At 62.8% G+C, this 24,046-nt stretch carries 15 protein-coding genes and 2 tRNA genes; 4 read left to right on the forward strand and 13 right to left on the reverse strand.

From position 1 onward, the window contains the following. Positions 1 to 69 precede the first annotated feature (69 nt). Positions 70 to 411, forward strand: a complete 342-nt coding sequence (locus CJU94_RS15435) for a hypothetical protein (RefSeq protein ID WP_007182005.1) — start codon at positions 70 to 72, stop codon at positions 409 to 411. An 89-nt stretch (positions 412 to 500) separates the two neighbouring features. Here the strand turns inward: CJU94_RS15435 and CJU94_RS15440 are convergent, their stop codons facing one another. From CJU94_RS15440 to tig, 8 genes are all read right to left on the reverse strand, one after another. Continuing rightward, a complete protein-coding gene (locus CJU94_RS15440) occupies positions 501 to 2,438 on the reverse strand; it encodes a SurA N-terminal domain-containing protein (RefSeq protein WP_095419429.1) in 1,938 nt (645 codons plus the stop codon). A gap of 86 nt (positions 2,439 to 2,524) precedes the next feature. Continuing rightward, positions 2,525 to 2,601: transfer RNA gene (locus tag CJU94_RS15445), tRNA-Asp, on the reverse strand. Positions 2,602 to 2,637: 36 nt separating this feature from the next. Beyond that, positions 2,638 to 2,713, reverse strand: a tRNA-Val gene (locus tag CJU94_RS15450). A gap of 90 nt (positions 2,714 to 2,803) precedes the next feature. Continuing rightward, entirely contained in the window at positions 2,804 to 3,076 is a 273-nt protein-coding gene (locus tag CJU94_RS15455) for an HU family DNA-binding protein (protein ID WP_007585907.1), read from the reverse strand. Positions 3,077 to 3,418: 342 nt separating this feature from the next. Next, complete coding sequence (gene lon / locus CJU94_RS15460) at positions 3,419 to 5,842, reverse strand: endopeptidase La (protein WP_095419430.1); 2,424 nt, start codon at positions 5,840 to 5,842, stop codon at positions 3,419 to 3,421. Between the two features lie 203 nt (positions 5,843 to 6,045). Continuing rightward, complete coding sequence (gene clpX, locus CJU94_RS15465; RefSeq protein ID WP_020065906.1) at positions 6,046 to 7,317, reverse strand: ATP-dependent Clp protease ATP-binding subunit ClpX; 1,272 nt, start codon at positions 7,315 to 7,317, stop codon at positions 6,046 to 6,048. A gap of 183 nt (positions 7,318 to 7,500) precedes the next feature. Continuing rightward, on the reverse strand, positions 7,501 to 8,154 hold the full coding sequence (clpP, locus tag CJU94_RS15470; protein ID WP_007182010.1) for an ATP-dependent Clp endopeptidase proteolytic subunit ClpP: 654 nt from the start codon (positions 8,152 to 8,154) through the stop codon (positions 7,501 to 7,503). A 190-nt stretch (positions 8,155 to 8,344) separates the two neighbouring features. Beyond that, complete coding sequence (gene tig / locus CJU94_RS15475; protein ID WP_095419431.1) at positions 8,345 to 9,691, reverse strand: trigger factor; 1,347 nt, start codon at positions 9,689 to 9,691, stop codon at positions 8,345 to 8,347. 555 nt (positions 9,692 to 10,246) lie between these two features. On the opposite strand from tig, the gene CJU94_RS15485 reads away from it, so the two are divergent. Both CJU94_RS15485 and CJU94_RS15490 read left to right on the forward strand, forming a co-directional pair. Beyond that, positions 10,247 to 11,392: a glycerate kinase gene (locus CJU94_RS15485; RefSeq protein ID WP_095419433.1), complete on the forward strand. Its 1,146-nt coding sequence runs from the start codon at positions 10,247 to 10,249 to the stop codon at positions 11,390 to 11,392. Between the two features lie 62 nt (positions 11,393 to 11,454). Next, positions 11,455 to 11,904: a MarR family winged helix-turn-helix transcriptional regulator gene (locus CJU94_RS15490; protein ID WP_095419434.1), complete on the forward strand. Its 450-nt coding sequence runs from the start codon at positions 11,455 to 11,457 to the stop codon at positions 11,902 to 11,904. 27 nt (positions 11,905 to 11,931) lie between these two features. On the opposite strand, the gene CJU94_RS15495 is transcribed toward CJU94_RS15490, so the two are convergent. Together CJU94_RS15495 and CJU94_RS15500 are read right to left on the reverse strand one after the other, a co-directional pair. Then, positions 11,932 to 13,482, reverse strand: coding sequence for a DUF3999 domain-containing protein (locus CJU94_RS15495; protein ID WP_095419435.1), 1,551 nt, complete (start codon positions 13,480 to 13,482; stop codon positions 11,932 to 11,934). Further along, positions 13,479 to 17,057 carry a DUF2339 domain-containing protein gene (locus CJU94_RS15500; protein ID WP_095419436.1) on the reverse strand — a complete coding sequence of 1,193 codons (3,579 nt, stop codon included), beginning with the start codon at positions 17,055 to 17,057 and terminating at the stop codon, positions 13,479 to 13,481. The genes CJU94_RS15495 and CJU94_RS15500 overlap by 4 nt, the downstream gene beginning before the upstream one ends. Before the next feature lie 275 nt (positions 17,058 to 17,332). On the opposite strand from CJU94_RS15500, the gene CJU94_RS15505 reads away from it, so the two are divergent. Then, entirely contained in the window at positions 17,333 to 17,620 is a 288-nt protein-coding gene (locus tag CJU94_RS15505; protein WP_095419437.1) for a hypothetical protein, read from the forward strand. Positions 17,621 to 17,860: 240 nt separating this feature from the next. Here CJU94_RS15505 and CJU94_RS15510 read toward each other — a convergent pair whose 3' ends face one another. From CJU94_RS15510 to speC, 3 genes are all read right to left on the reverse strand, one after another. Next, positions 17,861 to 18,904 carry a BamA/TamA family outer membrane protein gene (locus CJU94_RS15510; protein ID WP_095419438.1) on the reverse strand — a complete coding sequence of 348 codons (1,044 nt, stop codon included), beginning with the start codon at positions 18,902 to 18,904 and terminating at the stop codon, positions 17,861 to 17,863. 199 nt (positions 18,905 to 19,103) lie between these two features. Next, positions 19,104 to 21,368 carry a putrescine-ornithine antiporter gene (potE, locus tag CJU94_RS15515; RefSeq protein ID WP_095419439.1) on the reverse strand — a complete coding sequence of 755 codons (2,265 nt, stop codon included), beginning with the start codon at positions 21,366 to 21,368 and terminating at the stop codon, positions 19,104 to 19,106. 31 nt (positions 21,369 to 21,399) lie between these two features. Next, positions 21,400 to 23,763: an ornithine decarboxylase gene (gene speC, locus CJU94_RS15520; protein ID WP_095419440.1), complete on the reverse strand. Its 2,364-nt coding sequence runs from the start codon at positions 23,761 to 23,763 to the stop codon at positions 21,400 to 21,402. Positions 23,764 to 24,046 lie beyond the last annotated feature (283 nt).

The raw sequence follows: 24,046 nt of genomic DNA on the forward strand, positions 1-24,046 counted from the left end.
GTTCTCTCTGACACTTTCGTAATCCCGTGTAGCCCGGCTCGATTTTTGAGCGACTTTTGAGGAGTTAACGTGAAATATTTGCCGTTAATCGCTTTGACCGTGGCAATTTCTGCCTGCGCCGCTCAACCGCCTGCTGGCGTTCAGTCCGTAGGTCAAAGCCAGCAGCCGCCGAAGGCTGTTGCCACCTGCATCGCGCAGAAATGGGCAGACAGCTCGCAGCAACAAGTGGTATCCCAAGACACGTTGGCTAACGATCAAGCCATGGATGTCTACGTTCCCGGTCAGCAGCCGCCCAACGGCGCAGCCGCTGTCGTGCGTCCTTCCTACACCGGCAAGGGCACGTGGGTCGGCTTTCGCGGCAATGGCGCCGCAGGCAGCGACGCCACGAGTGCAATCAGCGGCTGCCTGTAACGCACTGCAGCTCACCGTTTGACGAGCTTCTACTCGCCAGATGAAAAAGCCCCGCCGTGGCGGGGCTTTTTTGCATCTGCACGGCGCGCTTACTCGCCGCTCGCCTGCGCATTGCTGCTGTCGAGAGAGCCGTAGAACTTCACCTTCGAACGCGCGCGCAGCGCGTCGACATAGGCCTCTGCTTCCGACTGCGCATCCACCTGCGCGATCTGTTGCTGAGCCGCAGCCAGACGCTGCGGATCGACCGTCGCGCCTGCCACCACCGCGTTCACGCGATAGATCGCATAGCCGTCGTCACCGAGGTCCACACCGACATAGGCCGGCAATTTTTGCGCGTCCGCCTTGTAGATTGCACTCAATGCGGCCGGCGGCACGCCCTGCGCGTCGTTACGCGACACCTTCAACGGCGACGAGAAGCCCGTGGTCGCCTTCGACTTCTCGAACTCGGCGAGTTTCGCCACGCCGTCTTTGTGAGCCGCGTCGTTCGACTGCGCCGCGATCACCTTCTGGCGCACGGCGTCCTTGACAGCGTCGAGCGACGGTACGGCGGCGGCCTTGTAGTCGGTCACGCGCGCCGCGATCAACGTATTGCCGCCGACGTCGATGGCTTGCGTGTTGTTACGTGCCGTCACCGCGTCGTTCGCGAACACTGCGGCAAGGAACTTCGCGTTGTTCAGCGGGCTGTCAGGCGGGAGCTTCGGATCGGGCTGCGGCGTGACCGTGGCGGTCTGCAACTGCAGCTTGTACTTGTCGGCGGCCGGCTGGAGACTCTTCGCCTTTTCGTAGACGATCGACGTGAAGCCTTCCGAATCGTCGCTGAAAGCCTTGCTTGCCAACTGCGTCTTAAGGTCTTTCGAGATCTGATCTTTCACTTCGTCGAACGGCTTCGTGACGGCCGGCTTCACGTCCGTCACCTTGACGATGTGATAGCCGAAATCGGTTTGCACGATGCCGCTGACTTCGTCTTTCTTCAGCGCGAACACCGCGTCGTCGAACGCCTGGCCGCCCGCGATCATGCCGCGTCCGAAGTAGCCGAGATCGCCGCCTTTCGACGCCGACCCCGGATCCTGCGAATTCTGCTCGGCGATCTGCGCGAATTGATCCGGATGCGCCTTGATCTGCGCGAGCAACTCTTCGGCCTTCTGCTTCGCCTTGGCCTTGTCGGCCGCGCTCGCGTCTTTCGACGCCGCGATCAGGATGTGGCTCGCGCGCACCTGAGCGTCGGTACGGTAGTGCGCGATGTTGTCGTCGTAGTACTTTTTCAGGTCGGCGTCGCTCGGCTGCGCGGAAGCGGCGAGTGTTGCGGGCGACATGACGAGATACTGGATCGTGGCGGTCGCCGGCGTGGCGAAATCGTTGCGATGCGCGTCGTAATACGCTTGCAGTTGCGCGTCGGTGGGCTGCACCTTCGCCGCGTAGTCGCGCGGATGGAACGCGATGCCCTGCACTTCGCGCTGCTGTTCCGCGAGTTCGGTCAGATGCTGCGCCAGCGTCTTCGACGTGAACGCACTGCCTTGAATGCTGGCCGGCAACTGCTGCGTGGCGATGCTGTAGCGCACGCGTTCGTCGTACTGGTCGGGCGTCATGCCCTGCATGGCGAGCAACTGCTTGTAGCGGTCGACGTCGATCGTGCCGTCGGGGTTCTTCAGCGACGAGATCACCGGATCGTTGAGCAGCACACGGCGCACGGCTTCGTCGGATGCGGTGAGATGCAGGCGCTGCGTTTCATCGGCCAGCACGCGTTGCTCGATCAGACCGTCGAGCATCTGGGCGCGGCGCTCTGGCGTGTCGAACGACTTCATGTCGAACTGCGCGCCGAGCATCTGACGGGCACGGTCGAGTTGCTGACGCATCGCGTTGTCGTATTCAGCGCGCGTGATCTTGTGCCCGTTGACGCTCGCGACGTTTGCGCTTTCGTCAAAGAAGCCGCGAAAGCCCTGAATACCCACAAAACCCAACCCCGGCACAATGACGAGGATGAGCATGAACATCATCAGGCGTTTGTGATTGCGGAAAAAATCGAGCATGCGTGAGGAGTGCCAAAAACAGAACGCCCGATCTTACAACAGCGGGCAATAAAAAAGGCGAACCGGAGTTCGCCTTTCGAGGATACTGGCGGAGTGGACGGGACTCGAACCCGCGACCCCCGGCGTGACAGGCCGGTATTCTAACCGACTGAACTACCACTCCTTATACTGCACTGAAACATTCAGCCGAGTCTGAAACTGGTGGGTGCTGAGAGGCTCGAACTCCCGACCTACGCCTTGTAAGGGCGCCGCTCTACCAACTGAGCTAAGCACCCGTTTCACGACTCAGTGCCGCCGCTGCCTGATTAATTGATCGATCCGATCGACTGATTCGATCAACCTTCATTCCTCAAGCAGCGAGCCCATTAGTTTAGCGCATCCTTCAGAGCTTTGCCAGGCCTAAATTTAGGAACCTTCGCCGCCTTGATTTTGATGGCGGCGCCGGTGCGCGGATTGCGCCCGGTGCGCGCGGTACGCTTGCCGACCGCGAACGTGCCGAAACCGACCAACGTCACCGAACCGCCCTTCTTCAACGTGCCTTTGACACCACCGATCACAGCATCGAGTGCACGGCCTGCCGCTGCCTTCGAAATGTCGGCTTGCTGTGCAATGTGATCGATCAATTCCGTCTTGTTCATTCCAACCCCCGAGAATGTTATGGCAATCGTGACGGCGCTCTATAGCGCCTGACATCACGCGGCCGGCCGCCAACGCCGGGCCAATCATTAGAATTGGCCGAAACCCTTGTGTCAAGCGGGGTTGAGCCTGATGCGAGCGGTTTTGGAGGGGGATTTCCATCACCGTATGTTGCCGCCGATCGATGCGCATACAACCAATCGGCACGCGCATCCGGGTTTGCTCAATAGGTGGGAAAACGCATCTCGCGAGCCGGCGTACGGCATTGCGCGGGCAAAAAAAACCCGCGGTCACGACCGCGGGTTTTCTTCCAGCAAACAGCTTCGCTACTGAGCGCCTTGGTGTCAGTGCTTCACGACCTCGGTTGCTGCGGCGTCTTTGCCCGGCTCTGCTGCAACCGGCGCAGCAGGCTTAGGCTCTTCCTCCGGCAGCGCCGCGGGTACGCGTTCGAGCGCCAGTTCGAGCACCTTGTCGATCCAACGGACCGGCACGATTTCGATCGCGTTCTTCACGTTATCCGGAATCTCCGTCAAGTCTTTGACGTTTTCTTCCGGAATCAGCACCAGCTTGATCCCGCCGCGATGCGCCGCCAGCAGTTTTTCCTTCAGGCCGCCGATCGGCAGAACTTCGCCACGCAACGTGATTTCGCCCGTCATCGCGACATCGGCACGTACCGGAATTCCGGTCAATACCGACACCAGCGCGGTCGTCATTGCGATGCCGGCGGACGGACCGTCTTTTGGCGTCGCGCCTTCCGGCACGTGGATGTGAATGTCCTGCTTCTCGAACGCTTCGTCCTTGACACCGAGACGACGCGAGCGCGAACGAACCACCGAGCGTGCGGCTTCGACGGATTCCTTCATCACGTCGCCGAGCGAACCCGTGCGGATCACGTTGCCCTTGCCCGGCATCACCGCGGCTTCGATGGTCAGCAGATCGCCGCCCACTTCCGTCCACGCGAGACCCGTGACCTGGCCAACCTGATTCTCCTTCGCAGCCAGACCGAAGTCGTACTTGCGCACGCCAAGGAACGTGTCGAGGTTGCTGCCGTCCACCTTCACCGCCCCTTCCGCCTTCTTCAGCAGAAGCATCTTCACGACCTTGCGGCAGATCTTCGAAATTTCCCGCTCGAGCGAACGCACGCCGGCTTCACGCGTGTAGTAACGAATGATGTCGCGGATCGCGGTTTCCGTCACATCGACCTCGCCATCCTTGAGGCCGTTGTTCTTCTTTTGCTTGGGCAAAAGATAACGTTGCGCGATGCTGACCTTCTCGTCTTCCGTGTAACCCGACAGGCGGATCACTTCCATCCGGTCGAGCAGCGGCGGCGGAATGTTCAGCGAGTTCGACGTCGCCACGAACATCACGTCCGACAGATCGAAGTCGACTTCGACATAGTGGTCGGCGAACGTATGGTTCTGTTCCGGATCAAGCACTTCCAGCAAGGCCGACGACGGATCGCCGCGGAAATCCTGGCCCATCTTGTCGACTTCGTCGAGCAGGAAGAGCGGATTGCGCACGCCGACCTTGGTCAGGCTTTGCAGAATCTTGCCGGGCATCGAACCAATGTACGTACGACGGTGACCACGAATCTCGGCTTCATCGCGCACGCCGCCGAGCGCCATGCGCACGAACTTGCGGTTCGTGGCGCGAGCGATCGACTGACCCAGCGACGTCTTACCGACACCCGGAGGCCCAACGAGGCACAGGATCGGCGCTTTGACCTTGTCGACACGTTGCTGGACCGCGAGATACTCGAGAATGCGTTCCTTCACTTTCTCGAGACCGAAGTGGTCTTCGTCGAGCACGCGTTCCGCATTCGAGAGGTCGTTGTTGACCTTGCTCTTCTTGCGCCACGGCAAGCCGATCAGCGTGTCGATGTAGTTGCGCACGACGGTCGCTTCAGCCGACATAGGCGACATCAGCTTGAGCTTTTTCAGCTCGGCGTCGGCCTTCTTCTTGGCTTCCTTCGGCATGCGGGCAGCCGTGATGCGCTTCTCGAGTTCTTCGAGATCCGCACCTTCTTCACCTTCGCCGAGTTCCTTCTGGATCGCCTTGACCTGTTCGTTCAGGTAGTACTCGCGCTGGCTCTTTTCCATCTGGCGTTTCACACGCCCGCGGATGCGCTTTTCGACCTGCAGGATGTCGATCTCGGCTTCGAGTTGCGCGAGCAGATGCTCGAGCCGCTCGATGACCGGGAACATTTCGAGGATGTGCTGCTTCTGATCGAGCTTGAGCGGCAGATGCGCCGCGATCGTGTCGGCCAGACGCCCAGCCTCGTCGATACCCGACAGCGACGTCAGGATCTCCGGCGGGATCTTCTTGTTCAGCTTCACATACTGGTCGAACTGCGACACGATCGCGCGGCGCAGCGCTTCGGTTTCAGCGCTGTCGGCGTGGTCGGGTTCGAGCGGCATGACTTCGCACGAAAACTGCGTTTCCTGTTCTTCGATGGAAAGCGTTTTCGCCCGCTGCAAGCCTTCGACCAGCACCTTGACGGTGCCATCGGGCAGCTTGAGCATTTGCAGGATGTTCGCAACGCACCCTACTTCGTACATGTCCTTTTCGGTCGGCTCATCTTTCGCAGCCGTTTTCTGGGCGACGAGCATGATGTGCTTGCCGCCTTCCATCGCTGCTTCGAGAGCCTTGATCGACTTCGGGCGGCCTACGAAGAGCGGAATCACCATGTGCGGGAAGACGACTACGTCGCGCAGCGGGAGCAGCGGGAGCGTAATGCGTTCCGGCGGAAGGAGTTGGGTTCCTGACATTTCATTTCCCCATGAGTGGAATCAGTTCGTTCGATAGGTGAGGCCAGCAGAAAAGATTGCAAGCCTCCGCGTGTGGGAAAAGTTCAGTGACTCCGAAGGTTCAGTGACTCCATAGTGAAAACAACCATCCTGACCACACGATAAACGAAAAAAGCCGTTCACGTTGCCATGAACGGCTTTTTTTGCAAGAACCCGAAAGCCGATCAGTTCGAACCCGCGACCTTGGGCGCGTCTTCGTAGATCAGTAGCGGTTTGCCGTCGCCGTCAATAACGTTGTCGTCGATGATGACCTTGCTAACGCCTTTCATTTGCGGCAGGTCGTACATCACATCAAGCAACGCCTGTTCCAGGATGGAGCGCAGCCCACGAGCACCCGTCTTGCGGCGGATCGCCTTACGCGCCACAGCCTGTAGCGCAGCCGGGCGAATTTCGAGCTCGACGCGTTCCATATTGAACAGCTTGTGGTACTGCTTCACCAGCGCATTCTTCGGTTCGACGAGGATTTTCATCAACGCCGTTTCGTCGAGCTTGCCGAGCGTGGCCACCACCGGCAGCCGGCCGATCAACTCGGGAATCAGGCCGAACTTGATCAGATCTTCCGGTTCCACTTCGCGCAGCACTTCGCCCGCGTCGCGGTCCTGCTTGCTCTTCACGCTTGCGCCGAAGCCGATGCCGGTTTTCTCGGTACGATCGACAATGACCTTTTCGAGGCCGTCGAACGCGCCACCGCAAATGAACAGAATGTTGGTGGTGTCGACCTGGATGAAATCCTGATTCGGGTGCTTACGCCCGCCCTGCGGCGGCACCGACGCCATCGTGCCCTCAACCAGCTTGAGCAATGCCTGCTGCACGCCCTCACCCGAGACATCGCGGGTGATCGACGGGTTGTCGGACTTGCGGCTGATCTTGTCGATTTCGTCGATATAAACAATGCCGCGCTGGGCCTTGTCCACTTCGTAATTGCAGTTTTGCAGCAGCTTCTGAATGATGTTCTCGACGTCTTCACCGACGTAGCCAGCTTCGGTCAGCGTGGTTGCGTCGGCAATCACGAACGGAACGTTCAGAAGGCGCGCAAGCGTCTGCGCGAGCAGCGTCTTGCCGGAACCGGTCGGGCCGATCAGCAGGATGTTGCTCTTGGACAGCTCGATCTCGTCCTTCTTGTCGAGATGCTTCAGGCGCTTGTAGTGGTTGTACACCGCCACGGCGAGAATCTTCTTCGCGCGTTCCTGACCGATTACATACTGGTCGAGGATTTCACGGATTTCCTGCGGACTCGGCAGATCGGACTTGGACAAGCCCGCCTCGATGCCCGCACCTGCAGCCTCATCGCGGATGATTTCGTTGCACAGGTCGATACATTCATCACAGATGAACACCGACGGGCCGGCAATCAGCTTCTTCACTTCATGCTGGCTCTTGCCGCAAAACGAGCAATACAACAGCTTTTCGCTGTTAGAACCTTTCTTGTCCGCCATAGATGTGTGAGCCTCCGGACACTCGATTACATGATACGCCGTTTGCCCCCGCCTCGCAGTTTGGGCGCGGCAGGGACTGAGCCAGGGTGACGGCGTTTGCCGCAGGCGCTCGGACGAGTCTTGATTGTTTCACAATCGATCCGCTGACGGTTTTGCCCCAACCAGGGGCAAAACCGCACCAGATCAAGGACGCTTGTGCGCCACCTGGTCAACCAGACCGTAAGCTTGCGCGTCGTCGCCGGACATGAAGTTGTCGCGATCGGTGTCGCGCGCGATACGCTCGACCGGTTGGCCGGTGTGATGCGCAAGCAGATGGTTCAGCCGTTCCTTCAAATACAGGATTTCGCGCGCCTGAATTTCGATGTCCGACGCCTGACCACGCGCGCCGCCAAGCGGCTGGTGAATCATCACCCGCGAATTCGGCAGAGCAAAACGCTTGCCTTTCGCGCCCGCTGCGAGCAGGAACGCGCCCATACTTGCCGCGAGACCCATGCACAGCGTGGAGACGTCCGGCTTGATGAACTGCATCGTATCGTAAATCGCCATGCCGGCCGACACCGAACCGCCCGGGCTGTTGATGTAGAAACTGATGTCCTTGTCCGGGTTCTCGCTTTCGAGGAACAGCATCTGCGCGACGACGAGATTGGCCGTCTGGTCGTTCACTTCGCCGACCAGGAACACAATGCGCTCCTTCAGCAGACGGGAATAAATGTCGTACGAGCGCTCGCCCCGGCCGCTCGTCTCCACGACGATCGGCACAAGTCCGAGCGCCTGCGCTTCGAGATCCCGCGACGACTGGGAGGTCAACGTGTCCAGCATTTGAGCGCGAAAGGTCATGCAATGGATCCTTGTCTGAAATATTCTGAATATTACATGCTAGACAGGTGTGGTCGACGACCCCGTATTCAAGTGCGCGATCAGTGCGGCGGGATGCGTGACACCATGCCCAACGCAACACACTTTCGCAACACGAAAAAACGGCGTGCGGGCCGTCGCTCCGACAGCCGGCACGCCGTTGCAGCGACGCTTACGCTTGCGCCGTTGCGCTTGCCAGTTCTTCGAAGCTCACTTCCTTGTCCGTCACCTTGGCCTTGCTGAGCACGAAATCGACGACGTTGGCTTCAACGACGTACGCTTCCATTTCGGCAAGGCGTTGCTGGTTGGAATAATACCAGCGGACGACTTCCTTCGGGTCTTCGTAGCTTTTCGCGAATTCGTCCACTTCGGCGCGAATCTGCTCCGGCTTGGCTTGCAGTTCATTGGCCTTGACCAGCTCGGCCAGCACGAGACCCAGCTTGACGCGACGCTCGGCCTGTTCCTTGAACATCGCAGCCGGAATCGGCGCATCTTTGGCGTTGGGCACGCCGCGTTGTTCCAGATCCTGACGCGCCATCGCGACGAGGCGTTCCTGATCCTGTTCGATCAGCGCGTTCGGCACGTCGAGTTCCGAAATCTTCAGGAGCGCGTCCATCACCTGGTTCTTGACGATGGCTTGCGTGCGGCGCTTCGCTTCGCGTTCGAGATTGTCTTTGATCTCGGCGCGCATCTTGGTCAGGTCGCCGTCTTCGATACCGAGCGACTTCGCGAACTCAGCGTCGATTTCCGGCAGGTGCGGCCACTCGATCTTCTTCATCGTGATCGTGAATTGCGCGGTCTTGCCGGCAACTTCCTTGCCGTGATAGTCCTCGGGGAATGCCAGATCGAATTCCTTCGACTCGCCGACCTTCAGGCCCGTGGCTGCCTTTTCGAATTCCGGCAGCATGCGGCCTTCGCCCAGCACGAACGCGAAGTCGTCCGCGCTGCCGCCCTGGAACACTTCACCCTCGATCTTGCCGACGAAGTCGACCGTCACGCGATCGCCTTCTTTCGCTGCCGTGTCGCCGCCGCCGTCGCCGTGCTCGCCGGCTTCGCCGCGAGCGTGGAAGTGCACGCGCTGCTTGCGCAGGATGTCCAGCGTGCGGTCGATTTCAGCTTCGCTGATGGTGGTCGTGGTGCGCTCGATTTCCGCCGTGGCGACGTCGCCCAGCTTCACGTCCGGATACACCTCGAACGTGGCGTCGAACGCGTAGTCGCCTTCAACGGCGTCGCTCTTCGGCGCAAAGCTCGGCTGACCGGCGACGCGCAGGTTTTCGGCGCGGCTGATGTCGAAGAATTCCTTGCCGACCTTGTCGCTCAGCACTTCGGCTTCCACCTGGCCCGAATACTGTTGCGTCACCATCTTGAGCGGCACCTTGCCCGGGCGGAAACCCGGCATGCGCACGTTCTTCGCGAGTTGACGGATACGCGAATCCACTTCCTTCTGCACGGCGTCCTTCGGCAGGGAAATCGTAACGCGGCGTTCGAGCTTGCCGAGGTTCTCAACAACGTTAGCCATGGCTTCAATCGTCCTAAAATTATTCGAGCGAATCAGTTATCTTCTCCGTGCCGCTTGTCGATGTTGCGCGGTGTCGCGCAGTGTGGCGATCACGTCTTGAGCATCGATTGCGCGCCTGCGCCGCGGGCTTGCAGGCCGCCGGCAGCACGGTTGGGTCCAAAGAGCCGAATATTTTAGCAAACTATTGGCGCGCCTAGCCGGGATTCGATGAATGCGCGCGTTTTTATCGGGATTTCGCTCGGATTCCAGCCGCTTCCGACCTGTTTCAGGCCGGTTTGCACCCTGTTCCGGTGCGCCCCCGGCGCCGCGTCGCCGCGCAGGCTGCGCCGTTTGCCGGCGCAATCCGGACGCGTCGCGCCGCCTCACGTCGAGGTTGCGCATCGGCGCACGGATGTGCCCCGCGCTGGCGGCGTGGCCGTCGACGATGCCGGCTATGCCATTCGACATATTCAGTCGGCGCGCCCATGCTGATAAGCTAACGGACGCGCTCGGGGCTGCGCCCGCATCCCGTCATTTCACCCACCCTCGCAACGACTCCAACCATTCAGAGACACCATGCCGAATTCGCCGTCCTCGCCCGTCGTCGTCATTGCTCCCGATTCCTTCAAAGGCTCGCTTAGCGCGGAACAGGTCGCGCAAGCGATCGCTTCGGGCATCCAGCGCGCCCGCCCCGACGCGAGCGTGCGCATCTGCCCGATGGCCGACGGCGGCGAAGGCACGCTCGACGCCATGCTCACGAGCGGCGGCGAGCGCCGCAAGCTGAGCGTGCGCGGCGCGGCCGGCCCGGTGCGCGAGGCGCTTACGGGCCTGCTGGCCGACGGCAGCGCGATCATCGAGACGGCGGAGGTCGTCGGCATTACGGATCCGGTGGGAATGGGCGTGCCCGTCGAGGCGCGCAGCACGCGCGGCATGGGCGAAGCGATCCGCGCGCTGATGGACGCCGGCGTGCGGCGCTTCTTCGTCGCGCTTGGCGGCAGCAGCACGAACGACGGCGGCGCGGGCCTGCTGGCCGGCCTCGGCCTCAAGCTCTTCGACGCGCGGAACAACGAACTCGACGCCACGCCGGAGCAGCTCGCGCGCCTCGCGCGAGTGGACGTGTCGCAACTCGACGCACGCCTTGCGGACACGCAGTTCATCGGCATGTCGGACGTCGACAACCCGCTTACCGGCGAACACGGCGCAACCGCGGTGTTCGGCCCGCAAAAGGGCGTGAAACCCGAGCAGCTTGCCTCGATCGACGCCGCGCTTGTCCGCTTTGCCGATCTGCTCGAAGCGGCGCTCGGCCGCGCGGCGCGCGACCAACCCGGCGCGGGCGCGGCCGGCGGCCTCGGCTTCGCGCTGCATATGCTCGGCGCGCAGTTCGAACCGGGCGCCGAAACCGTCGCGCGGCAAATTGGCCTGGACGCCGCGCTCGAAGGCGCGAACTGGCTGATCACGGGTGAAGGCCGTTCGGACGTGCAAACGCTGCATGGCAAAGCGCCCTTCGTCGCCTGCCGTCACGCGCAGGCAGCGGGCGTGCCGGCCACGCTGCTCTCGGGCGCGGTCGACTCCACCGCCTTGCCGCGCCTGGCCGAATATTTCAGCGGATGCTTCTCGCCCGCCCCCGGCCCGATCACGCTCGAGGTCGCGATTCGCGACGCGGCGCGCCTGCTGGCGGATGAAGCCGAACAGTTGACGCGCCTGAAGTACGGCACGCGTTGACCGGCGGGACGGTTGCGGCAACAATCACAGCGCCGCGACCGCTCACTCATTACGGGAAGACCATGAAGGCACCCAAAGCCGGGCTCGAACAATTCCTCACGTACCGTCTGCATGTTCTCAACAAACTCGCCGAGCGCGGCATCAGCGAACGCTATCAGGACAAGCTCGGCGTGACCTTGCCCGAGGCGCGGGTGATCGCGTCGGTGGGATCGTTCGGGCCGTTCTCGATCATGGAATTGGCAAGGCATGCCAATCTCGACAAAAGCCAGGCGAGCCGCGCCGCCGAAGCGTTGATCAAACAAGGGCTCGTGAAGCGCGAGCCGAGCGCCGAAGACGGCCGTGTCGTGCTGGTCTCGCTCACGCCGGAGGGACGCGCGCTGTATCGCAAGGTGATGCCGATCGCGCGCAAGTGGAACGGCGACATGTTCGCCTGTCTCGACGAGCAGGAGCAACTCGCCTTCGGCCACGCGCTCGACAAGATTATCGGCACGATGACGGCGCGCGAGGAGTGACCTGCGCGCCGTATGCGGGCGCCGGCTTCAGCCGTTGCCGCCTTGCCCGGGCACGCCACCGCCGCCGGGCGGCTTAGCCGCGGCGCTCGCTGCCTCGGTCCCCGCAGAGCCGCCGGGCGCGCCGCCCGGCGCAATACCTGCCGAACCTGCCGAACCTGCCGAAACCGCTGAACCTGCCGAACCTGCCGAACCCGCTGAACCTGCTGAACCCGCCGAACCCGCTGAACCCGCTGGAGCCTGAGCACGACGCGCAAGCCGCCACGCGATCGCGCCGAGCGACCCGACAGCCAGCAGCAGCGCCGCCCACAGCCCATACCGGCGCATCGCATCCGGGTCGTGGCTCGCGGCCTGCGCGCTTGCTGCCTGCGCGGCGGACAGCGCGTCACCCAGGTGCGCCGTCGCGGGCACCGCTGAGGCGCCCATCAACAGATCGCTCCGGCTCACCGCCGACGACGCCGTCGCCGCGTTCCCCACCGCCAGCGTGAACGGCGCCGCGCCGCGCGCGACGAAAGTCAGCGTGGCCTGCCGCCAGCCCGCGGCAATGGTCAGTGTTCCGCTGCCCAGTCCGCCGTTGCGCGTGTCGACCACCACCCGCCATTGCCGATCCGTGTCGGGCGTCAATTCGAGCGACGGGTTGCTCTGCTCCACCGCGCCGTTGTGCAGGCGGAACAGCATCGCGCCCGCCACTTCGCGCCACGGCGTCTCCAGCCCCGCGCGCGAATAGACGACGGCAGGCGCGACGGTATTCGGTTGCGGCAGGTTCAGCCGCAACCGGTCGACCGGATACGGCCCCCCGGTGCTGAAGAAGTACTCGCCGGGCTTCGGTCCCGCGTGGGCGACGATGCCTTCGCGCCACGCCCGGTCCGCGCGTTGCGCCGGCTCGACGGCAACCGCCTGCATCTCCATGTCCATCGAGTCGACATACGGCGCGCCGTCGAGCCAGTGCAAGCGCAGATAACGCGCCGGCGTGCCCGCCAGTTCGATCCGGTCCTGACTCAACGTGCTGCCGTTGTAGCTGACCTTGAGAAGTTGCGCGTCGCCCGCGGGTTGCCAGTGACGCAAATCGTCACTGGCTTCGACGCTCACGCGCCCCTGGTAATTGTCGTCGCGCAGATGCACCAGCAATGCGCTCACGCGACTCGTGCGCGGCATGCGCCCGACATCGATCAGGTCGGTGTCGTGTTGCGCGCGCGACGGCGGCGCCGAGGTCGCGCGCAACGAGCCGTCGCCGGCGATCGTCACCCCGAGCGGCGCGCCGGAACTTCTGGCGGCGGCAGGCGGCAACGGAAACCAGCGCGCCGGCCGCAGCGTGGGCGGCGTGCGAGAGGGCTCGCGTGGCGCATCGAGCGAGTACGGCACGGGTTCGCCCGCGCCGTTGAAGACGCGCACGTCGCCCAGGTCGCCGCGCTGGCTCGCCGCATAGACGGCTGCCGGCAGCGTCACGCTGTAATACGCGGCGCCGTCTTCCAGTTGGAGCGCGAAACGTTGTGCGAAATCATCAGCCGCGAACGCGGGTGCGCACGCCCCCGCCACGACGATCGCACAACACCAGCCAGTCAATATAAAAACACGCTTCATTGCTCAGTTTCCAGGACCAAAGCCTTGGGCGGCAACGGCGAGAAGTAGCCGATCAGCAGCAACATCACACCGATGCCGATAAACGATACGATCCGCTCGATCCCTGTCACGTGGGACAGGTCGAACAGGAACAGCTTGACCACGGTGGCCGCCAGCAGCGCGGCGCCGATGAACCAGAACATCCGGCTCGCCCGGTGCGTCGCCCAGATCATCACGGCGAGCGCGCACACTGTCCAGAATACCGATATTGACGCCTGCACGAGCATGGCGTGTGACATCGTCTCGAACTCATACGGGATACCGGTCCAGTGATGCAGCGTGCGCAACAGCATAGCGTTCAACCAGAAGAAACCGGTCGCGCCGGCCACCACCTGCAGCGGGACGCGATACTCGCTGATCGGCACGCCGAGCCGGTGAATGCGCACGAGCCAGAACGTCGCCAGCGCGAACACCACCGCCTGCACCAGGTCAAGCGGATTGAGCAGCGGCAGGCGCGCCCACGCGCCGCCGTCCTGAGTGAGGTTCGCATAGAACGTCCACACCCACATCACCAGCACGAGCGGCGTCGACGCAATCGCGCACAGCCGCACGAGGCCGTCGCGGTGCGCAAGCCATAAGCCGGCGAAGGCAAACGCGCTCCAGCCGACCAGAAACACCTGCTGCAGCTTGAACGACGCGAGCACCGCGTCGACATCGTACGCCGCGTCGAAATGATGATGCAGCGTGCGCAGCAGCAGCGCGTTGAACCAGAGGAACAGCGTGGCGAGCAGCAGATAATCGAAGCCGGGCGGATGCCACCGCACGCCCAGCGCGCGCAGTCTGCGCAGCCATACCGCGCAGGCGACGAACACGAGGATCTGCGCGACATCGAGCGGGTTGAGGAGCGGCAGCCAGATGAGCGGCGCGGCGCTGCCGTCGCTCATCACGCTTGCGATACTCCACGCCCACAAGAGGACGGCGAGCGGCGCCGGCGCCCACACCTGATAGGCCCGCATGAAGCGCGCGACCGGCCAGCGCAGGCGGTGCCCGGCGCCCGCCACCCACAGCAGGAGCACGCCGAAGCCGTACGCCCACGCACTCCAGCTCCACGCGCCTTCGGGCACGTAGGCGCGCAAACGCCAATAGCCTTCGAGCGCGGCAAGCGCGCCGACCGTCCAGAACATCAACGTATGCAGCGCTCCGAGCACACTGTCGCTGCCGTCGCGCTGCTGACGCCACAACAACGCATACGCGCAGAGCGCGGCGAGCGCGCAAACCAGCCAGCCGTAAACGTTCACCGGCGCCATGTGCAAGGTAAAGAGACTAGCGCCCAGCAGCGCGAGGACCGGCACGAGCGCGAGCGCCGGCAACCCGGCAAGCGGCCAGCGCAGCGTGCGGCGCACGCCGTGCGCGAGCCACGCGCTCAGCGCGGCGAACAGTGCGACGGCGGCGGTATCGAAGCGGGCGTGGCCGTGTGCAAGATGGGCGTTTGCGTACGCGTGAATTTCGTGAAGGCCGCCGAAGGTCCACCACCACAGCCCCCACACACTGGCGACGAGGCCGATCCGTGGCATCCACCGGTGCCACTCACCCGCTTCGCTGCGGCCGTGCAAACGCCATCCCGTGAAAATGCCCGCCGCCGCAATCAGGACGGCGGCGATGCAGGCGCCGTTCAGTACCGGCCAGACATTTGGGTCGTGGCTCGGCGTGAGCATGCCGACCGCGTAGGCGCCCGCCGCGGCCAGCTGCAGCAGCAAGCCGAAGCCGAACGCCGTCAAGCGCCGCTGACGCACGGCGAGCCAGATGAGCGCGGCGCCTTCGATGGCCCAGGTTGCGCTCGTCGTCGGCCCGGTGAACGCGAGCGGCACGGCAAGCGTGGCGAAGATCACCGTCAGCGCGAGCATGGCCTCGAACATCATGCCGAGACGTTCGCGGTGCCGCGACAGCCAGCCCGCGATCGCCAGATAGAGCGCCGCCAGCGCCACCGCGCTCCACGCGAGACCCAACGGGGTGTCTTTCACCAGCGCGGCCTGCAGGCCGATCGCCACCAGCGGCGTGCCGAACACCAGGGTGCCGTCGACATAGTGCTTGAGCGCGATTTCGCGCCGTACCGCGTAGAGCAACGCGATGCCGACGTACATCAGGAAGAACAGAATCAGGAACGGCTCGGTACTGGCAAACAACTCAGGACGGTAGGCGGTCACACCCCACGCGGCGCCGATTGAAAACGTGAACACGAAACCGAGCAGATTCAACGGACGCCATGCCTTGAACCAGGCAATCGCGAAGATGCCCGCATTGAGCAACGCGTAGTAGCTGAACAGCATGACATGGCTGCCACCGCCGGTGGACAGCAGCATCGGCGCGAGAAACCCGCCCGCGCTGCCCATGAAGGCCAGCGACGACGCGTTCTGCCGAACCGCCAGAAATGCGCTGAGCGCGCAGATCGCGATCATCAGCGGCAAGGCCGCGCCCGCCGGCAGCAGATGGTAGAGCCGGGTCGCGGCGAACACCGTCAGATACAGCGCCCCGACGCCGCCACCTTGCACGATCAGTCCGTACGCGCCGCGTCGCTCGCCGATGCGCCAGCCGAGCACGAGCAAGGCGGTCGCGGCCAGGGCCACGCCGGCGAGGCGGAATTCGATCGGCAGCAGGCTGTTGTCCGCGGCGTATTTGAGCAGGAAGGCAATGCCGAAAAACAGCACGATGATGCCGGCCCGCACGACCGTGTTGCCGCCCAGCAGCCAGTCGCGGCCCGCTTTGAAAAGGCGCTCGGCGAGGCTCGGCCCGCGTGGAGGCGACGGCGCAGCAGGCACGGGCGGCTGGACGAAAACGGCGTGGGTGATCGGGCTGGCTGGAGGTGCGTCCGTTGCACCCGGTGTGCCTGTTGGGCCCGGTGTGCTCGTTGCACCCGGTGTGCCTGTTGCACTCGGTATGCCTGTTGGGCCTCGTGTGCTCGTTGCACCCGTTGTGTCCGTTGCACCCGTTGTGTCCGTTGCAGCCGTTGTGTCCGTTGCAGCCGTTGTGCTCGCCGCACCCATTGCGTCGGGTGCGCTCGTGGCGCCCATGGTGCCGCCTGCGCCCATTGCCACCGCAGCGCTCGCCATGCGCTGCGCGGCTGAGGTCGAAGTTTCGACGCTTGTCGAAGAAGCGCGCCCGCCGGCGAGCTGGATCGCCGGCACCCCCGTTTGGGGACGCGTCGGCTCCCCGCTCTCAGACGCGGCGACATCCTGACGCGATCCCGCGTCAGGTGCCGGCGACGTGGCCGCCGCTGTATCCGCAGTCCGCGCCCCAGCATTGTCAGCAACCTCGCCGCCCCCTGCGCGCAACCGATGAATTTCACCCCGCAACTCGACGATCTCCCGTTCGAGCCGCTCGACGCGAGCCGCAAGTCCCGCCGACGACTCCCGGCTATCCGCTGCGTCCAATTTGCCAGCACTTTCCGTCGCCGCGCCTGGAGACTTCTTCCGCAGCAGACGCGCAAGCGCAATACCGGCCGCGGCGCCGAGGAGCGCCCCCAACCTGATCGAGAAGTCATTCGACAGGGCCGCCAACGTGCCCACCAGCGCGCCAAGCAGGGCCAATATCACGCTCATCGCATCCCTCTTTTTTTTATTGTGTTGTTCTGCAGCGAGATTTGTTTAGTCACGCACGGATCGATCCGCGAGTCATGCGTCAACAATACGGCAAAAAGCGGCGCGCAGAATACCATGCAAAGCCCTCGCTCGCGCCAGCGAGCCGGTGCCTGCAACGCAAGGCGATCGCTACGGCGTCGTACCGGCCGGCGCACACGATCTGCCGCCAACCATGTCAAAATTCGGCACCGGGCGATCGAGCCTCAATCTCTCACATTTCATCCAGGGAAGTTGCAGTGGACATCAACAAACAGGTCGCGGCCCTCACCGCTTCGGAACTCCAGACGGCCGGCGCAAGCCAGGCCACGGCGATTGCCGTCAGCGTGCTGCTGCGTCATCTACGCTCGCCTGAGCTGGCGAAGCTGTTGTCGGCGGCGTTCGAAAACCATCAGGCGGTCATGTTGCAAACGCCATGGCCCGATCAGATGCTGCAGGCTTTCGAATCGACCCGCCGTTTTCTCGAAGGTGCCGCACAAGCGGACTTGCCAGGCACGCAAGCGCCCCAGCAGACGCCTGACGTCTGAGCGCCTGAGCGCGGCCGGGCAGCCGTCGGCGGCGACGCCGAAACAGAAAAAACTCCCGCCAGTCCCGGTCAGTCGAACGGGCGCCTCGCCTGTACGACCCATACGCACGCGCTCACGCTCGCGGGCGGCGCAAGCCGCCGGGCGAAGGCAGCCCGATCGGCGAGCGCGACGCATGGCGTGCATGCGTACCTCACGGGGGCGGCGGCGGATGCCTTTGGCAGTTTTCCCGCAGGCGCGACGTCATCGCCACGGGCTGCCGATCTGGACGTAAAAGGCATTCTGCGCAGGCCCGCGCGCGATGTCGATGCCAATGGTCAGCCCGATCTTTCGAACCAACAGGTAGCGGAACCCCGCGCCGACGCCATACGCTGTCGGAGCATCGGAGAAGGAGTGAAGCCTTCCGTACGAACGGCCCACTCCTCCGAACGTGAGCACCGACCAGGCCGGCGTGACGTTCCAACGAATTTCCAGCTCGGTCGTGAGCTGATTGCGATCCTGGTATTTCGCTGCCGGCACGCCGCGCAACGCGACGTACGGCTGGGCAAAGAAAGGAATATTGCCTTGAGAAAATCCCGCATCCGCCCGTAATCCAAGCACCCAGCCCGGACTCAGCGGAAACCAATGAAACGCCTTTGCTGACTGCACCTCGAAGTCTGACGTGCTGCCGAGCACGCTACGCGCGAATTCGGCGACGAACTCGGCATAGGTTCCGTCGCGCGGATAGAAATTGTCGTCTCGGGAATCGTAGTTGGCGAGAATGCCGCCCTTGGCGACATTCTGATCGACATCGAAGTTTTGCAACGTTGAAGGCAGGCCATTGTTAAGCGATGTGCGCGACCGGAAGAAGGTGTATCGCGGGCCTACGTACCAGCGGGTCTCGCCTAAGCGGAAGAGAACCTGTTGATACAGGAAGGCGCCCTCCAGCTGATACGACTGCGGATTGCCCAGAATGCCGTAGTAGTTCAGGTGAAAACTGGCTTTACCCAGGATCCCGATGTACCGGATGCTGTCCTGATTCCACGAATGCGTATGCAGCAACGCCCCGCCCCAGCTATGCGTGCCCGTCACACATCCGGCGATTCCGGTGATGTTCGGGCGGGGCGTGCGTACAGCGGAAGATGCCGAATCGTCACCCGCCTCCTCTGGCAAGCTGAAATGCAATAACGCCAGCCCGAGTCCATAACCGACCGCCGGCTCGGTAACGAAGATGGGGACCGGCAACACTCCGTTGCGAGTGAGCAAAATATTGTTCTTGTCGATGCCGGCATCCTGTGCGCCCACCATGCCGTCGTCCGCACTCGCATGACATGCGTATAGCAATATCCCTGCAACAAGCGCGGCAAAGCGCAATCCGGATGCCGGGTATCGGGCGGTTCCACGGATTGTCTACGGTCCGTGCCGCCGGCTTCAATCGTCACGGCGATCGGGCCGATCGAGCCAATCGTGAAGATCGAACAAAGCGATGCGCGATCGACACCGTCGGTCACTCCGGCAACGCGCTCAACCGGAAGAAGCGCAGTGCGTCCTCATCAGGTTGGCCAAACCACGTCGCGTACATGGCCCGAAAATCCGCGGACGCGAATGTCTGGCTGAGGGTCCGGTCGACCAGCAGGCGCAGGTCGTCGTCTCCCCGCGGCATCCCGATGGCGACGGGGAGATAGGTGAAGCGGCGGGTGAGCACGCTCAACTCCGTCGCCGAGGGACTGCTCTTTGCCTGCGCCAACAGAAGCGCTCGCTCCGCGAAGAAGACGTTTGCCTTGCGCGCGAGCACCTGCTGCACGCCCGCTTCAACACCGGCGACCGGCGTGACCGTTGCCGTGATATCGAATGAATCGAGCTTTCCCGCCACCCACCGCTCGGTGGGCGAGCCCGCCACCACGGCAATGGTCTGCTGCGAGAGAACTTGTGCAGGCGACGCCCGCCAGAATGGGCGATTCGGGAGCTGCGAGCCGTTGAGTATTTCCCTCAGCCCAGTCGGCGCGTCGGTGCGAAGAATCGCCCCGACGCCGCCGGGATAGACAGGAATCGAGAACGAAATCTCCTTCCTTCCGGTCAGCGTGTCGGCTTCGCCGCACAGCAGATCGATGCGCCCCTCCTGCACGGCGCGAAAGCGGTCGTTCACCGGAACCGGCACCCACTGCACCGTCAGTGCGGAAAGTCCGAGCGCGTCTTTGACATGGTCGGCAATCTTCTGGCACAGCGCCACCGTGTAGCCGGCGGCATGACCCGCGTCGTCGCGATAGGCGAACGGCTGCGCGTCACTGACATACCCAAGCACGATCTTGCCCGACTGTTTGATCCGCGCGAGGCTGCCCGCCGGCGCATTCGTCACGGCGGCAACGCCCGCCGCATGCGCCCGATGCGGCGTGAAGGCGGCCGCCATCCCGATCGCGATCACGAGGGCGGCCGTGCCCGCCGCCGCTGCCGCACGTACGGCGCCGCGCGAGTTGGAGAAGCGTGGCGCGATAAAACCAAAGATCACGTAGCCGATCGCCATCACCAGCATACCGCCGAGCACGGCGTCCTTGCCCGCCGCATAGAGCGCATACACGGAGTAAAGCATCGCCACTACCGTGACAATCGCATTGCGCCGGTAGACGGCAGGCTCCGTTCCGGCGTTGCGCATCATCACGAATAGCGCCGACAGCGAAACGATATACGGCACCACATTGGTCACCACCGCGAGATTGACGAGGGCCTCGAATTGTTCGCTGAGGTTCGGCGAAATCGTGGACAGGGCCATCAGCGACTGCACCGCGCCCATGATGATCATGCCGACAAGCGGTGCGCCCATGCGGTTCGCCCTGCCGAACACGGCCGGGAACATGCGGCTATCCGCCGCGTCTTTTGCCGTCTGCGCGAGCGTGAATTGCCAGCCCAACAGGGAACCCACGCACGCCATTGCCGCGAGCGCCATCACGATGTTACCCACCAGCGGAGTGAACATGCGCGCATACGCCAGGCCGAACGGCCCGGTCGACTTCGCCAGATCGGCGTTGGGCACGATACCCTGGATGACAGCCGTCGAGAGGATGTAGATCACCGCCGCGCCCAGCGTTCCGAACAGGCTCGCGAGAGGCACGTCGCGCTTCGGATTCTCGACGGCTGACGAGTTCTGCACCGCCGACTCCATGCCGAGAAACGCCCATAACGTGAGCGAGATGCTCGAACCCATGCCCTCCACGAGACCCAATCCCTTCGGATTCCACGCCGCCGCGAATGTGCCGCCGTGGAACCAGAACCAGCCTCCGATGGAGATGAATCCCACCGGAAGGATGACGCCCCACACCGTTATCGAGCCGATCTGCCCGGTCAGTTTCGGACCGCCGAAGTTCGCGACGGTAGTGAGCCACAACAGGGCGATCACGCCGATGCAGGTGGCGATCGGCGAGGCCGTCAGTCCGGGAAAGAAGGCCGCGAGATATCCCAGCGCCGAACTCGCGACCGCCACATTCGCGATGGCGACCGACACGAAGTAAAGGAAGAACACCTGGAAGTAGCCCGACTTGCCGTAGGCGTCCTCGGCGTAGGCCGCCATGCCCCCCGCGCGCTGATTGAGGATACCGGCCTGCGCGAAGCCATAGGCGATCGCCATCGATCCCACCGCTGTCACCACCCACGACAGCAACGAAATCGCGCCGACTTTGGCCATATTGGCCGGCAGCATGATGATGCCCGAGCCCATCATGTTCACGGTCACGATGAACGTCAACTGCATGACGTTCATTTTCTTCTTCGCTTCAGCCATGGCACCTACTCCTGAAAAGGTTGCGTGCCGCCTACTCGCGGACTACATAGGTGTAAAACCGGATTCGACCGTCTTCCTTTTCCTGGAACACGCCTTGCACCTCGTAGTTGAAGCCCGGGAACCGGTTGAACGATTCCTGAAATGCAAGGAAGTAATCGAGCATCGGCGCCGCGCGTTCATCCCAGCGTTCGCCGGGCACCACCACGCCGATTCCGGGCGGGTAGATCAGCGCCAGCGTGGCGGATATGCGGTTGCTGACGCTATCGAGCGGCACATAGTCCACTTCGTTTGCGACGAGGGCGTCGTAAGCCTCCTGCGCGGGCATCGCGAGCTCCGGGAAGCTCGACGCGCGAAAGCACAGCCGCTGCAGATTCTTCACGTTCGCTTCGCGATAGAAGGTGTGCATTTCGTCGCAGACCTGACGCAGCGTATAACCGGCGTAGCGCGCATGGTGCACGGCATGCAGGGTCGGCAGGACCTCCGCCAGCGACGCGTCGCGGTCCCACAGGCTTTTGAATCTGACCAGTCTCGCGAGCAGCGTGTTGAGCTTGCTTTCGTCCTCGGCCGGCGTCATGAGAAAGAGGATGCTGTTGAGGTCGCACTTCTCCGGAACGACGCCCTCTTCCCTCAAGTAATTGGCCACCACCGTTGCGGGCACACCGAAATCCAGATACTCGCCGGTCTTCCGGTTGATGCCGGGCGTGAGCAGCGTCAGCTTGTTGGGATCAACCATCGCGTAGCCATCGGCATACCCTTCGTAACCGTGCCAGCTTGCGTCGGGGCGGAACGTCCAGCACTGCTGTTCCCGTTTGATCACATCGGTGGGGACATCCTCCCACGCGACGTCCGTGAGATCAACCGTAAACCGCGAGTCCCTTACCGTCACGACATCGGGCACGAAGGGGTCGAAGAACCATTGTTCCAGTAACGTACCGCCCGTCTTCGCGTAGTGGCGCGAGAACTCGCGGAACTTCTTGCGAGTCTCGATACCAAGTTCGATGCACCCGTCCCAGAGCACTTCACCCGCCTTGCCTTCATGGATCTTCGCGTTGACGTCGATCGACGCAAACAGCGGATAGAACGGCGAAGTGGAGGCGTGAATCAGGAACGACTCGTTAAAACGCTTATGTTCGATATAGCGCTTCTGACCGCGAATGTGCTCGTCACGTTTATGGATCTGGGAGGCTTGCGAAAAACCCGCGCCTTGTTTATGGACCGATTGCGTGGAGAAAAGCCCTGCCGTGTCCGGCGTCAGACCTTTCAGCCGCATCGGACTGTGATCTTCGAAGAGCGGGTGAAACGCGTTATAGCCGATCCACGCCTCGTCCCACAGCACATACTCGCAAAGGTGGCCGATCTTCTCCATGACTTTGCGCACGTTGTAGATCGTGCCGTCATACGTGGCGAGTTGAATACAGGCAAGGCGGAATGGGCGCTCCATCTTGCAGCGCTCCGGATCCTTCACGAGGGGATTCGCGCGGATCTGCTCGCGCAGCGAGGTTTCATCCCAGGCATCCCAGTCCACCGCGCCGATCATTCCGAATGGATTGCGGGTGGTCGGCAAGAAGACCGGGATGGCCCCCGCCTGAACGAGCGCGCCCTGATGCAGGGATTTGTGGTTATTGCGATCGAACAGCACCAGGTCGCCGCGTTTGAGCACGGCACCTGTCACGACCTTGTTCGACGTGCTCGTCCCGTTGAGAACAAAATAGGTCTGGTCGGCGCCAAATATCGCCGCGGCGTGACTTTCTGCTTCAGCCGCCGCACCTTCATGAATCAACAGATCGCCCAGGTCGACGTCGGCGTTGCACAAGTCGTTGCGAAAAATGCTCTCACCGAAATGCTTGAAGAACAACTGCCCCGCCGGCGATTTTCGATAGAACTGCCCGCCTTGATGTCCCGGGCAATCGAAGGCGATATTGGCTTCGGCATCGTAGGCCACCAGTCCGCCGAAAAAAGGCGGGAGCAGGCTCATCCCGTACTTGACCAGACTCGCCACCACCTGCTTGGCGTAGAAGCCCGGCGATTGTTGCCCGAGATAGATATAGCCCGTCACTTCGCCGAGTGCGCCCGTCACCGCAAGATCCGATATACGGTGGGAATCCGCGAGCGCCCAGAGCGGCGTCTGAAACCCCTGCGCACGAATCAATATCGCCATCTTGCGTGCGTGCTCGAGGTTCTCGCCGTCCACCAGCGCGATGTACGCCCCTACCCCCGCATCCTCGTTGATGTCGCGAATGAAGTTGTGCCTGACTTCGACCTGAAAACCTTCCGCCACGATCAGATCGAGCAAGGCCCGGGTCGGTTCGCTGGCCTGATCGACGATCGCGACAACCTTTAGCAGCCGATTGAATGGAACAGGAATGACAGGCGCCTTAACGGAGCGAGGAATCATCACCAGTCTCCATGATTATGTGGCGCATGCTGGTGATGCCGCTCGCCAAAGCAGGAGCAAAGCGGCGACCTCGCATGCCCGTGTGCGGCTTCAGGAAAGTCGAGTCAAACTCATCGACGGTTGTCTGAGCACGACCTTATGGAAGCACAGACAGCGCGAACCCGTAATCGGACCTTGGTCTTACATGAATGCCGCAGGGGCATCGATGCACGAGACGTCGCGATGCGCCGCCCGATGTAGGACGTTGGTCCGATACACGTCGCCGGCACGGAATGATTAACTA

The organism is Paraburkholderia aromaticivorans, assembly GCF_002278075.1.
Taxonomy (GTDB): domain Bacteria; phylum Pseudomonadota; class Gammaproteobacteria; order Burkholderiales; family Burkholderiaceae; genus Paraburkholderia; species Paraburkholderia aromaticivorans.

Excerpts from the sequence above, each read along its gene's own strand:
- clpP (WP_007182010.1), bottom strand. The coding sequence starts at position 8,154 with ATGACCTTTCGCGCTCAAATGCTGGACACGTTGACCTCCCAGTCGTCG.
- speC (WP_095419440.1), bottom strand. The coding sequence starts at position 23,763 with ATGATTCCTCGCTCCGTTAAGGCGCCTGTCATTCCTGTTCCATTCAAT.
- CJU94_RS15455 (WP_007585907.1), bottom strand. The coding sequence starts at position 3,076 with ATGAACAAGACGGAATTGATCGATCACATTGCACAGCAAGCCGACATT.
- potE (WP_095419439.1), bottom strand. The coding sequence starts at position 21,368 with ATGGCTGAAGCGAAGAAGAAAATGAACGTCATGCAGTTGACGTTCATC.
- CJU94_RS15485 (WP_095419433.1), top strand. The coding sequence starts at position 10,247 with ATGCCGAATTCGCCGTCCTCGCCCGTCGTCGTCATTGCTCCCGATTCC.
- clpX (WP_020065906.1), bottom strand. The coding sequence starts at position 7,317 with ATGGCGGACAAGAAAGGTTCTAACAGCGAAAAGCTGTTGTATTGCTCG.
- CJU94_RS15490 (WP_095419434.1), top strand. The coding sequence starts at position 11,455 with ATGAAGGCACCCAAAGCCGGGCTCGAACAATTCCTCACGTACCGTCTG.
- tig (WP_095419431.1), bottom strand. The coding sequence starts at position 9,691 with ATGGCTAACGTTGTTGAGAACCTCGGCAAGCTCGAACGCCGCGTTACG.
- CJU94_RS15500 (WP_095419436.1), bottom strand. The coding sequence starts at position 17,057 with ATGAGCGTGATATTGGCCCTGCTTGGCGCGCTGGTGGGCACGTTGGCG.
- CJU94_RS15440 (WP_095419429.1), bottom strand. The coding sequence starts at position 2,438 with ATGCTCGATTTTTTCCGCAATCACAAACGCCTGATGATGTTCATGCTC.
- lon (WP_095419430.1), bottom strand. The coding sequence starts at position 5,842 with ATGTCAGGAACCCAACTCCTTCCGCCGGAACGCATTACGCTCCCGCTG.
- CJU94_RS15495 (WP_095419435.1), bottom strand. The coding sequence starts at position 13,482 with ATGAAGCGTGTTTTTATATTGACTGGCTGGTGTTGTGCGATCGTCGTG.
- CJU94_RS15510 (WP_095419438.1), bottom strand. The coding sequence starts at position 18,904 with ATGGTGGGCGCACAGGATGCCGGCATCGACAAGAACAATATTTTGCTC.